This is a genomic window from Ruegeria sp. CDSA077 (assembly GCF_059612265.1).
Genome location: NZ_JBXWQG010000019.1, coordinates 43,121 through 55,635, shown reverse-complemented (window position 1 = coordinate 55,635; position 12,515 = coordinate 43,121). Strand labels below are relative to the sequence as shown.

The window sequence follows — 12,515 nt, the reverse complement described above, 5'->3', positions numbered from 1 at the left end:
CGACAACGTACAAGGATCAACCCTCGTTACGCCCACATCTGCACTATTTCGCCAAAGATATTTGAGACAAATGCAGCAGCAGTCAAACTTGGCTGGCATAGGTAACAGGCGCTCGCGGCCCAATGCGGATGAGGTGGGTGGCTCCTGCTCCACCGGCATCGAATGTGCCAAAATGCAGTTATCATCGACTGCTAGGAAAGGAGCCACCCAATGACAGTTAAAACTGTAGGCCTGGATTTGGCCAAGGATGTTTTTCAAGTGCACGGCATTTCGGAGAACGGTCGAGTGATTTTCAACAGAGCCATCAAGCGCGCAAAGCTGCTCCGCTTCTTTGAGGCGCTTCCGCCCTGCAGGGTCGGAATGGAAGCCTGCGGCTCGTCCCATCACTGGGGCCGCCAGCTGCGCAAATTGGGGCACGACGTGAAGCTCATGCCCGCCGGATACGTCAAACCGTATGTGAAGCGCGGCAAGAGCGACGCTGTTGATGCTGAGGCAATCTGTGAAGCGGTCCGTCGCCCGACCATGCGCTTTGTTGAGATCAAGACGGAGGAGCAGCAAGCCATTCTCGCAATCCACCGGACTCGAGATCTGGCCGTCCGTCAGCGCACCCAACTGGCCAACATGATCCGCAGCCTTTTGCGTGAGTTTGGGCATATCTTGCCCATTGGGATCGAAGCAGTGACGGCTTTTGCAAAGCGTCACCTTGATGGCGACCATCCAGAAATGCCGGAGATCGTGAATGGCATGCTCGGCATCCAGTGCTATCAGTTCATCGGCCTGAATGAGCGCATCGAGGGCTATTCGAAGATGATTGAGCAACATGCCTTGCTAAGTGCAGACGCACGCCGATTGATGCGCATGCCTGGCATCGGACCGATCACGGCGTCAGCGATTGTCGCCACGATTGGCGATGCAAAACAATTCCGGACCGGACGTGATCTGGCGGCGTGGTTGGGACTGACCCCGCTGAACAAGTCCAGCGGTGGCAAGGAACGTCCTGGCAAGATCACGAAGCAGGGTGATCGCTACATTCGCAAGCTGTTGGTCGTAGGCATGACATCGCGCGCTGTGATGGCGAAACGTTCGCCAGAGAAGGTCGATTTGTGGACAGCGAAGATCATCGCAGACAAACCGTTCCGGCTGGCAACAGTCGCCTTGGCAAACAAGGCAGCCCGGGCCGTCTGGGCGATGCTGACAAAAAAACAGGAATACCGGCAACCAGCGTTCTAAGCGCTCCAGTTGCCTACGAGATGCAAGACGTTGAAGTGATGATGCGGAATTAAGTCAACCAAGAGCAAGGACACTCCGGGAAGGTCTGCGGCCCTCTTCTAAGGTCGATTAGCCGATTGGAACCTTGCTCGCGGAATTCATCAAGGCCAGCGGAACACCACCGCATAAACAGGCCGGACAGACGACGGTACTGACAAAATGACCGCTGAAATCGCCAAAAAACCTCTTGCAATGCAGGAGCCACCCACAGAGGACCTTCGTCCCACCGTCAAGATTCTGCCCTAGAGCCCGATAGTGGTCGTTCGCTGCGAGGGCGAAATGAAGGGATTGGGGAACTAGCGTTCTGTGGGACAAAACCGCCATTCTAGTTGAGAACGCAGACGTCCGCTTTAGCAAAAGCACCCAATCGCAGCTATGCCGCTGCTCAAGCGAGAGGTTGCGCCGGGGTTGGATCATTGGTCTCAAAAGGGCCTCAACAATCGGGCTGAAAACAGTCATCTCCCTTTCCGAAAGCGGGAACGGACGATGCAATGCCATCGCTCTCCAGGAGGGTTGCAGAGGTTCGTGGCGACCCACTCAGCCATCCGCAATTGCTTCAGCGTTCCCGCTCGCCGCCGCTCCGCATTAACAATCCGATATCACCGTCTCAAAGCCTTTGACGCCTGGAATGCCGCCACTCAAGCCGCTTGAATTCCGAAAAACAGCACTTCTTTGTGGACTGGGCGTTAACGTGACAACACCCTTTTTTAATATGCGGGTGCAATCCCATTGCATCCCTGGCGTTCGCTGAGAAGCGGGCAGCAAACGGAAATCAAAATCGTTCTGGTCTTGGTGCGGGCGCAGGCTCTTGCCGAGCCACGGCCAGAATTATTTTGATTGAAGAGCACGAGGCGGCAGCCTTAGCTGTTGGAGCGCGCAAACATAGCCAGTTTCAGCTCACATTATGTAACAACGCGAGCTGCTGTAACGATATATCTGTGCGCGCAGCTCGAGCTCTTATTCCGGTAGGCCCGCCGATTTCAAAAGATCTATCCGGCGTTGCCGTTCGGCCGGGTCAGTGGTTTGCTTGTGCCAGAACTCGTGTTTGGAGATGCTGTAGTTCGGAAATACTCGAAGCACCTCCCTCGCCGCTTCTCTGGCTGCTTCGATATCGTTGGCTTCGAGATGCATCGCGGTACGATATCGGTAACAGGAAACGTATTCAGGCGCCAGTTCGAGACAATGCCCGAATGCCTCGTCGGCTTCGTCAAAGCGGTTTAAGCTGGTTAAAACGATTCCGCGAATACTGTAATAGTACGGGGGTGGCAGTGGATTGAGGCGAAATGCGCGTTGCGTCAGCTTCAACGCTTCCTCGGTACGAGATGATTCAGAGGTATAGTACGCCAGAATTATCAGATTGTCGGCATTTCCAGGGTACAGTTCGACAGCAATTTCCGCTTGTTGAGAGGCCTTTCCGAAATCTTCTTCGTACAAGGCAATCTCGGCTAACAACATATGTGGATCCCCGAAATCGGGGTCGGCAGCGATGGCCCTGTTCGTGGCATCCAGGGACTTTTGTTTGTAGCTTTCGATATCATCGGTCATGCCAAGCCACACGTGAGACCAGTAAAGCCATCCGAGTTCTACCCAGGCAGCGGCAAAACCCGGATCTCGGGTCAAGGCTTCCTCAATCAATGGCAGTGCGCTAACAACATCCTGCTCACTGAAAGTTAATCTCAATGCGCGGCCCTGCAGGTAGAGATCATACGCCCGTGTATCCTTTGTTTGACCACGCCAGCGACGGGCCTGCTCGCCCTCGGATAGTTTGACGTCCAGAGTCTCGACGATCTTGCTTGTCAGTTCATCCTGAACCGCAAATATATCGCCATTGGGTCGATCCCAGCGCTCGGCCCAGAGATGATTACCTGAAACCGCGTCAATCAACTGTGCGTTTACCCTCAACCGATCGCCTGCCTTACGTACACTACCTTCAATCAGAAATCGAACTCCCAGTTTTTCGCCGATTTCCCGCACATCGAGTTGCTTTCCTTTGAAAGCGAAGCTCGAGTTGCGGGCGATGACGGTAAGCCCGCGCAGCTTGGACAGATCGGTAATCAGATCCTCGCTCAGGCCATTGGCGAAATAGTCCTGGGCAGAATCGTCCGAGAGGTTGTCAAAAGGCAGCACGGCGATCACCGGTGCGTCCGCAACCAACGGCTCCTTCCCGCCCCCACCGCCGGCTAGTCCCTGCAGCCACCACCAAGCGCCGCCGGCGCCAAGGGCGAGGAGCAGCACCAGCGTGGCGGCGATCAGCACCCAGCGCGGCGGGCGGCGGTGCTCGGCTGAGACTGCTGGGGCGCCGTCTTTGCTCGATAAGACCTGAAAAACACGCACCGGACGGGCGATATTCTTGACTTCGCGCTCGCCGAGGTCGCTGAAGCGGAACGACAGCTTGTCGCGAATCTGTTCGTATACGTTCTGGCTCACGCAGATGCCGCCGGGTTCGGCCAAGCCTTCAAGGCGCGAGGCGATGTTGACACCGTCACCGTAGATATCGTCGCCTTCGATGATGATATCGCCGACATTGATGCCGATGCGAAGCTGCAGGCGCTCGCCATCGTCACTGTCGAGCGACTTTTCGGCCACGTGTCTTTGGATCGAAACGGCGCAGCTGACGGCGGCGACAACCGAAGGGAATTCGACCAAAAACCCGTCACCCATCAACTTGACCAGACGACCGCTATGCTCGGCCAGCAAAGGTTCAATCAACTCGGTTTGGAGTCGCCGCAGCCGGGTCAGCGTACCCGTTTCATCCTCCCCCATCAGCCGGCTGTAGCCCACTACATCAGCGGCAAGAATAGCCGCGAGCCGTCGCTGTACAGCATTGTCCGACATTGAAATCTCCTCTGCTTATGGCAATGATTTCACACCTAGGCCAAATAATGTGAGCTGAACGCGACTATATTGTCACGCTAATGTAAGCTGAAAACAGCGATGTTTGCGAGCAGAGCCGATTATGTTTGCGCGCTCCAACACTTAGCCCTTGCCTGCCTTCTCCGCTTGTACAAAGGCAATTAGCGAAAGCTCTGAAAAATCCGCTTGCTTCCATTGAAAGCAAATCTGCTCTGAGCTTTCCGCGTGTGCCTTTGCTGGTGGCTTGATCTGTGATCTTTCCGCATCTTGGTTAGGGTTCCGGGCTACGTCTTGATAAGGACGTAGGGCGGAGAAAACAAAAATACTTATGAGGCCCAAGGGGCCGAATTCCTTTTAGCCCGAAGGGCAATCAATAAAATGAGTACGGCGTAAGCCGTTGCCTTATCGGTCTGGAGAACCGGGCATTCGCGCAATTTGCAGCATCGGTCAAGAAGGGCTCACTACAGCCATTAGATCGACCGCAGCATATCGCCCATCTGATCCGTCCGCCCATGCCACAGACGGCCCTAAAGCGGTCACGCGACCGAGGGTCGAAATGCCGAGGTTGCAGCCCGCATTCCAGACCTTCGCCGTGTGTGTGAATAATGGTTAAACCATCACAGAGATGCTTCCGGCTCTTGCAATCGATTTATGCGGGATGCGCCAATGGCTGTGTCGCCGTCACCATGGAGTCAGGAGAACTCATCTAAAAGCCGTTTTGCCTCGGCGAGATCCGGGATGTCTTGCCCCTCGCTGAACCAGGCATAAATCGGAGCCAGCAACTCCTGAGCGGTGCTGGTTTCACCCTCGTCTCGCATCAGGCGTGCAAGCCCAACCGAGGTACGTAACTCCCACAGTTTGGCATTCTGCTTTCGGGCAATTCCGAGTGCCTGAATATACAACTTCCTGGCAAGGATGTTTCCATCTAGACTGGCCCGTTCAGAGTCTCCGAGCATCCGTAAAATCTCGGCATTTGCCCACCGTTCTGAACCCTGATCGATCATAGCAATGACTTTGTCCCGAGCTTCTGCCGCGTGCTCATATTGGTTTACCGCCAACAGATTTGCGACATGATGGGAATAGAGGTAAGGGACATAAACATGCGTGTTTGATTCTTCGCATCGTGCCATGCCTTCTTCCATCAGATCGATGGCTTCTTCCGGTTGGCCCCTTGACGGCAACACAGCCGCAAGAACCAACATTGCGATCCCCTTCCACATCACTAACCCATGCTCTTCCGCCACCTGGATCGCCCGGCGGCTGAATTCTTCGGCCGTTTCGTGCTTACCAAGCAGCCACGCCAGCATGCCGTAGTGGGTATAGGCGTAACCGATGGTGTTCGAATGACCCAGCTGTTCGGAATGCTCAGGAACTCCGATCATCTCTTCCCATGCCATGGTCGGGAAACCGCGAACGGCCAGACCAATCGCACGGTAACACCGCAGACCCAAATGAGGGCTTTGACCGTACTGCCGCGTGAGATCCGACTCGCGTTCCGGGTCGTACAGTTCAAGCACTCGTTCGTAGTCTCTTTCCGCAGTTTTAAAGGCACCGGTCATCGTTCGGCTGAGATAAAAGGACCGGGCAGACATGAACAAATGATCTGGGTTGTGGTCACCCGTTGCCGCGTCGAACATTTCCTCGGCAATTTCGAGCGCGTTTGCCTGTTGGCCGCTGACATGAGAAATGACCCAATTGCCGTAGTAGATCGGGAACCGGTGTGGTGAATCGCCGATAGAATTGACCAGGCGGCGCGCCTCGGCAAATCCGTCAACCGTAATGGGATGTGCGTAGCCGCGCCCAGCCATGTTTGTATGGTTGAGCCGCAGCAGTAGCTCTAATTCCCGTTCTCTGTCGCACTCGCTGTCCTTTGCACCGCGCACCAGACGCAAGGCGCTCTCGAAGTGGTTTACGGCTTCGCGGTGGGCTGGACGCGCAAACGCATCGTCGCCGGCCCGGGCCCAATACTGGATCGCCTTTTCCGTCTCACCGGCCTGCTCGGCATGGTAGGCGAGGATCTCTGGCTGTGCGTCGCCTTTTGCCTCTAGCGCCGAAAGCAGGTCGGCATGAATTGTTTGGCGTCGTGACTTCAAAAGGCTCTCATAGGCTGCATCACGCACCAGCGCATGCTTGAAAAGATAGCTAGCTTCTGGAGGTGTGCCGCGACGGAACAACAGTTCCGCTTCTACTAGGCGATCCAGCGCCGCCGCGAGGTCACCACCCGAGTGGAAAGTGATAGCAGCAAGCGTTTGGTAATCGAAGGTTCTACCGATCACAGATGCGATCTGTGCGATTTCCTTGACCGGGTGCAAACGATCCAGGCGCGCCATCAAACTGTCGTGCAAAGTTGCCGGAATGGACAGTGCGCTGAGCGGTCCCGTCAGCACATAGGCACCGCCCTCATCACGCAACGCGCCAGACTCCAGAACCACTTTGGCAACTTCTTCGACGAACAACGGCACACCGTCGGTCTTGGCCGCGATCTCGTCGAGAACTGGATCGGGCAGAGACTTACCCCCACCGACACGCGCCACAATGTCAGCAACCTGCGAACGACCCAGTCGATTCAGCATCAGGCGGGTAACAACCGGATGACCGCCAAAGCCATGTTCGAACGTTGGGCGAGCGGTCATGAGAACCAAGATGCGCGAACTCGCGACCGAATTCAAAGCCAGCTCAACGAGTTCCAGCGTTGTTGGATCAATCCAGTGGGCATCTTCGATCACAAAGCAGACAGGTCGCGTCTCAGCTAAACCCACGAGCTGATCGACCAAAGCCTGGAGCAGCCGTGAACGCAGTTGTTCCGGACTGAGGTCGGACGCGCCGTAACGCGATTCCGCGTCAAGTGCCAACAACGGTGCAATCAACGGTGCGTGAGCAGTGGTGTTTGACGTGCCTTGCCCCAGCAACGCTTCGAGCTTGTCGAGTCTCGCGTCGTTGTCGTCTTGCGCAGCGAACCCGGCAGACAGGCGTAATTGCTGGATCGTTGGATAGAGGGCGCTGTCGGTGTGGTAGGGCGAACACTGATAGCGGATTTTCGTGTGATCTTGGTCGCGCACCTCGTCGAACAGGGCTTGCGTAATACGCGATTTGCCAATCCCGGCCTCTCCCGTCAGCAAGACCATCTGGCCTTCGCTTTTTCTAGCTTGCCCCCATCGCTCCATTAGCAACGCCAGTTCCTGATCCCGACCGACGATCTCTGACATAATCGTTGAATCTCGTCCGGCAAACCGGCTCTCCAATGTCCGCTCACCGACCACGGCGTAGGCGGCGACTGGGACTGCAAGGCCCTTTACATCGTGCTGGCCCAGGTCTTCGACTTCAAACAGGCCACCCAGTAACCGACTTGTCGTTTCGGCCACTACGATTTGACCCGGTCTCGCCAGCTCTTGAAGGCGCGCTGCAAGGTTTGGTGTGTCGCCCACCACTGCCTCTTCGCGCGCCGACCCCTCGCCGACAAGATCGCCGACCACAACCAACCCGGTCGCGATACCCATCCTCGCTGCCAGCGGCGTTCCGTCCGGCGCACTTAGACGCTCAATGGCCTCAAGCAATGCCATGCCAGCACGAACTGCTCGTTCAGCTTCATTTTCGTGTGCTCTTGGCCAGCCGAAATAAGCGAGCGCGCCGTCACCCATAAATTTGGCAACGTGGCCGTCAAGGCGCGTGATCTCGCCAGCAACAGCATTCTGGAAACCCCGGATCACCTCCCGCATTTCTTCGGGGTCGAGCCCTGCTGAAAGGGATGTTGAGCCGACCAAATCCACGAACATCACGGTCAGCTGGCGTCGCTCTGCAGATTGATCGGACGTGGGAACCGGGTGGCCGCTATCATCTACAGACGTTTCAGGGCTCTGTTGTACCAACGTAACGGCATTCGCCAGCAAACGACGACGGGGGCCAAGTGGCAGGCCTAGGTCTTTCAAATCCTGCTCGGTGACGTGGGGAAGATCCAGAAGGGCGACCTCGTTTTCCGCCAGCAAATCGGCATATTTTCCAAGTTCAAGCCGCTCCAGCCACTGTTTGAGATCTTCCACCATTCGAGTCCCCCTATGGTCATCCTACCAGATAGCAAGCATTAGGCGAGGCTTTGCCGATTATGGTTCGACCGTCTTCCGCCGGGACTTGCTCGACGCGTAACAGACTGAAGTTTCAGCCGACATTTTCACTTGGCAACCACTCCATGCCGCAGTCACATTGCTATTGTGATCGCTATTGGCTCTTTTGGGCGTCTGATGCAGCGTAGCATGGCCCCTGCCCTTCAAACTTGTGAACCTCGAACACGGCCCGGAGCCGACCTTGACCATCAGGCCGAGCGCCGCAGTGCAGCTTCCTTGAAGCAGACATTGATCGGCAGTCGAACGGGAGCATCCACCATATGACAGCAACGCGGAAAACCGACCTTGGATTATTCTTATTCGCTGACGCAGCATGGCTTTGCATATGCGACGGGCTCCTCGCTGCATTGCAGCCCTTATCATGGAAGCGGTCATTGCTTGTTGGGCTCGAACGGTAGATCAAAACGGCGCTTTCGCTGCGTGGCTTTTGGACAGGAAGAGGCGGACTTTGCAGCCTTTTACGAACGGTGCGTTCGCTCACGCAGCATTTCCTCGCCAGTGCGGCGCGAACAGTTCGGCAACGCAGCCGTGCACCTCGACTGGTCATCACACGGAGACGGGCAACCCACTGGCCGTCAAAGGTTGGGAAGAATCGGGGTTGAGCGACGACTGAAGGTCATGTCCTCTTTAGGATGGTCCGGATTGCGACCGCCAAGTTTCAGATTGACCGACGTCCGAAAAACTCAAGCCGCATAGCGGAGGGAATCCCGGCCATTCAGTCGAAGCTCAGAAGTACTTTCATGGCCAATGCAGAGACGCCGGACCAATCGGATTTTAGGTGCAGTTGGAAAATGGTTCTTGGCAGCGGGATCTGTCGCTGAAACGCGGAAGCATGGCTGAAAAATCCTTGCCTTCGCCCCCCTCCTGTTCAACAAAAGCTGTATAAAGGTCCCTTGCTATCCGCCCCATTGGCGTGTCTGCATCTGCGACCTCTGCGGCCTGCTGGCTGAGACGCAGATCCTTTAGCATCAGTTCAGACGCAAAACCGGGAGCATATCCATTATCCGCCGGCGAAGACGGGCCAACCCCGGGTGCCGGGCAATAGGCGTTCATCGTCCAGCTATACCCTGAAGACGCCGAGACAACATCGAACATCTTCTGCCTCTCCAGGCCCAGCTTATCGGCCAGGGCAAAGGCTTCGCAGGTGGCGATCATGGTGACACCCAGGATCATGTTATTGCAGATTTTGGCTGCTTGACCGGCGCCGGAATCGCCGCAATGCACGACCTTCTGCCCCATGATATCAAAGAGCGGAGCAACCATTTGAAAGGTGCTGTCTTTGCCACCAACCATGAAGGTCAAGGTGCCCCCCGCCGCGCCACCGACGCCGCCAGAGACCGGAGCATCCAGAAAGCCAACCCCGTGCAGAGCGGCCTCTTTGGCCACTGCGCGGGCCGAGGCCACATTCACGGTCGAGCAATCGCACAACACCGCGCCTTTTAGCATCGCGGGCAGGATTTCTTTAGCTACGCTGCGCAGAATGCTGTCGTTGGGAAGCATGGTGATCGCCACCTCAGCCCCGTCGACCGCAGCAGCCGCCGAGACGGCCGGGGCGACAGCTGCGGGCATCTGGGCTGCCAGATCAAACCCCGTCACCTGATGGCCTGCTGCGGCCAGATTGGCGGCCATGGGGCCACCCATATTGCCCAGTCCAATAAATCCTATTCTCATGGTCATGTCCTCCTAGACGGGATGAAGTTCTTTTGCGCCAAGCGGCGCCAGCATGTCCTGTACAAGGCCCGCCTCCCAGCCGCGCCAATGGGGGCTTCGGTCCTTGTGGATCACCGCCGCCCGGATGCCTTCCAGAAAGTCAGACTGCTCCATGCAGCGGTAAACAAAACGAAATTCCAGACTGAGCGCTTCGGAAATCGGGGCGTCGGCTGCCAACCGGTCCAGGATGCCCAAGGCACAGGCCAGGGACAAGGGAGAGGCACGGCGCATTATCTTGGCCGCCCGGATTGCAAAACCGGTACCCGATGCCTCAAGTGCCGTGAAAATCTCATCCACGCTGCCCAAAGCAAATGCCTGTTCGATCTCGGCACTGTTTTGCGCCAAGTAAGACGGTCCGGCCTGCTCTACATAGGTGTTTATTCTGTCCGGTTCCCCCGTGAGCGCCAACTGATCTTTCAGAGCGCCCCATTCGGCCTCGGGCACTATGTAGTCAGCAAAGCCTGCAAACACCGCATCAGCGGCATCCATCCGGTGCCCGGTGAGCGAAAGAAACCGCCCTGCACCGTGCGGCACCCGCGCAAGCAGGGCACTGCTGCCAACATCAGGGACCAATCCGATGCTGCATTCCGGCAGCGCAATCTGGCTGTCGCGGCCAACCACACGGTGCTGCACATGGCAGCCCAAGCCGACTCCGCCCCCCATGACAACCCCGTGCATGAAGGAGAAAACCGGCTTGGGATAATCAGCCAGCATAGCGTTCAGACGGTATTCATCCCGCCAGAATCTGCGGGCCTTGTCATGATCTCCCATCATGCCGCTATTATAAAGAGACCGTACATCGCCGCCTGCACAAAATGCCTTGTCCCCTAGGGCGTCGAGCATCACAAGTGCAACAGAGGCATCAGCGGCCCAACCTTTTAGAGCGTCTTCGATGGTCAGGCACATATCATGGCTCAGGGCATTCAGGGCATCAGCTCTGTTTAGTGTAACCCATCCGGCTTTGCCAACCACGCGAGTTCTGACATGGTTCCGGGCAGAATTGTCATCTGTCGGCATTGACGGTCTCCAGTTGGCGCCAATATGCGTCTCGCAGTTTCCGCTTGAACAGTTTTCCAGTGGGGGAACGGGGCAGCTCCTCTCTGAAATCAATGGCTCTGGGGCATTTAATGGCAGATAGATGCGCCCGACAGTAGGTGATGAGCTGTTCTGCGAGGACCTCACTTGGCGCTATTCCGGGTGAAAGCTGCACTACAGCGCGCACCTCTTCGCCAAAATCCTCGTTCGGCACACCAATCACCGCAGCATCCAGGATGCTCTTGTGGTTGAGCAGCAGATCTTCGGTTTCCTGCGGGTAGATATTCACCCCACCCGAGATGATCACAAAGCTCTTGCGGTCGGTCAGATACAGGAACCCGTCATGATCCAGCCGACCTATGTCACCTAGCGTAGTCCAACCCTGAGCATTGCGGCTAGCGAAGGTCTTCTCTGGGTCGTTATGGTATTCAAACTGGTGGCCGCTTTCAAAATAGACCTCACCCACACTACCTGCCGCAAGCTCATGGCCCTCTTCATCGCAGATGTGGAGGATGCCCAGCTTGGCACTGCCAACCGAGCCTTCATGGGTAAGCCATTCTTTGGTGTTGAGCGAGGTAAGGCCGTTGTTTTCGGTGCCGGCGTAATATTCGTGGATGATAGGCCCCCACCAGTCGATCATTGCCAATTTCACATGTACCGGACATGGGGCAGCGGCATGTACCGCCATTTCCATGCTCGACATATCATAAGACTGACGCACGGTTTCCGGCAGTTTCAGCATCCGCACGAACATTGTCGGCACCCATTGGCTGTGGGTGATTTTGTATTGATCAATCAGGGCCAAAGAGTGCTCTGCGTCGAACTTCGACATGATATAGGCGCTGCCGCCCTGCTTGATCGTCACCATGGTGTGGCGCAGTGGCGCAGCATGATACAGGGGCGCAGGGCACAAATAGCGACTGTTTTCGCTATAGCCAAAGAGATCACTGAGCAAGGTCATCAGCATCGTGTCATCGGTGGGCGGGGTGTCCTCCCGCTCCCATTTGATGCCCTTGGGAAAGCCGGTGGTGCCCGAGGAATAGAGCATATCCAGTCCCTGGGCCTCATCTGCGATGGGGTGCTCGGGCTGCTGGGACAACTCTGCCGTCCAGCCGCGTTGGTTCGCAGGCACATTCCCAACCATGGCAACAGGAACGCCGGTGGCCTCTGGCAAATCTGCCGCGATAGCCGCAAACCGATCCGAGGTGATCACCAGCCGCGCCGTGCAATCACGGATGATATAGCTCATTTCATCCGTGGTCAGATGAGTGCTTACCGTGGTGTAGTAAAGCCCCGCCCGGTCTGCCGCAAAACATGTCTCCATGAATTCTCGGCGGTTTTCCATAAAGATAACAATGTGATCCCCGCTACGTAGCCCACTTGCACGGAGCGCATGGGCGCCCTGATTAGCACGGGCTTCGAGCTGCGCAAAGCTCACCTCTTCACCAGTCGCACACATCCGGAAGGCCAACCGGTCGGGATCGGAGTGTGCGATCCTCCGGGATTTGATTACTTGAGCTGTTTGCATGA

At 56.5% G+C, this 12,515-nt stretch carries 6 protein-coding genes and 1 pseudogene; 2 read left to right on the top strand and 5 right to left on the bottom strand.

Annotated features, from left to right (window positions below; genetic code table 11):
• The first annotated feature begins 210 nt into the window (after positions 1–210).
• On the top strand, positions 211–1,230 hold the full coding sequence (locus tag AC2FLE_RS20515; protein ID WP_496699383.1) for an IS110 family RNA-guided transposase: 1,020 nt from the start codon (positions 211–213) through the stop codon (positions 1,228–1,230).
• A 407-nt stretch (positions 1,231–1,637) separates the two neighbouring features.
• Positions 1,638–1,920 (top strand): annotated as a pseudogene (locus AC2FLE_RS20510) (DDE-type integrase/transposase/recombinase); the annotation flags it as partial.
• A gap of 306 nt (positions 1,921–2,226) precedes the next feature.
• On the opposite strand, the gene AC2FLE_RS20505 reads toward AC2FLE_RS20510, so the two are convergent.
• The 5 genes from AC2FLE_RS20505 to AC2FLE_RS20485 all read right to left on the bottom strand — a co-directional run bounded on the left by AC2FLE_RS20505 (position 2,227) and on the right by AC2FLE_RS20485 (position 12,513).
• On the bottom strand, positions 2,227–4,104 hold the full coding sequence (locus AC2FLE_RS20505) for an adenylate/guanylate cyclase domain-containing protein (protein ID WP_299985808.1): 1,878 nt from the start codon (positions 4,102–4,104) through the stop codon (positions 2,227–2,229).
• Between the two features lie 710 nt (positions 4,105–4,814).
• Positions 4,815–8,162, bottom strand: a complete 3,348-nt coding sequence (locus tag AC2FLE_RS20500; RefSeq protein ID WP_496699381.1) for an ATP-binding protein — start codon at positions 8,160–8,162, stop codon at positions 4,815–4,817.
• An 852-nt stretch (positions 8,163–9,014) separates the two neighbouring features.
• The gene (gene mmsB, locus AC2FLE_RS20495; RefSeq protein WP_496699380.1) at positions 9,015–9,911 is read right to left on the bottom strand and encodes a 3-hydroxyisobutyrate dehydrogenase; all 897 of its coding nucleotides are present in this window, start codon (positions 9,909–9,911) and stop codon (positions 9,015–9,017) included.
• A gap of 12 nt (positions 9,912–9,923) precedes the next feature.
• Positions 9,924–10,967 carry an enoyl-CoA hydratase/isomerase family protein gene (locus AC2FLE_RS20490; protein WP_496699378.1) on the bottom strand — a complete coding sequence of 348 codons (1,044 nt, stop codon included), beginning with the start codon at positions 10,965–10,967 and terminating at the stop codon, positions 9,924–9,926.
• Positions 10,954–12,513, bottom strand: a complete 1,560-nt coding sequence (locus tag AC2FLE_RS20485) for an AMP-binding protein (protein ID WP_496699376.1) — start codon at positions 12,511–12,513, stop codon at positions 10,954–10,956. The genes AC2FLE_RS20490 and AC2FLE_RS20485 overlap by 14 nt, the downstream gene beginning before the upstream one ends.
• Positions 12,514–12,515: the final 2 nt, after the last annotated feature.

Coding starts and splice junctions, on each gene's coding strand:
- AC2FLE_RS20490 (WP_496699378.1), bottom strand. CDS start 10,967: ATGCCGACAGATGACAATTCTGCCCGGAACCATGTCAGAACTCGCGTG.
- AC2FLE_RS20505 (WP_299985808.1), bottom strand. CDS start 4,104: ATGTCGGACAATGCTGTACAGCGACGGCTCGCGGCTATTCTTGCCGCT.
- AC2FLE_RS20485 (WP_496699376.1), bottom strand. CDS start 12,513: ATGCAAACAGCTCAAGTAATCAAATCCCGGAGGATCGCACACTCCGAT.
- AC2FLE_RS20500 (WP_496699381.1), bottom strand. CDS start 8,162: ATGGTGGAAGATCTCAAACAGTGGCTGGAGCGGCTTGAACTTGGAAAA.
- AC2FLE_RS20515 (WP_496699383.1), top strand. CDS start 211: ATGACAGTTAAAACTGTAGGCCTGGATTTGGCCAAGGATGTTTTTCAA.
- mmsB (WP_496699380.1), bottom strand. CDS start 9,911: ATGAGAATAGGATTTATTGGACTGGGCAATATGGGTGGCCCCATGGCC.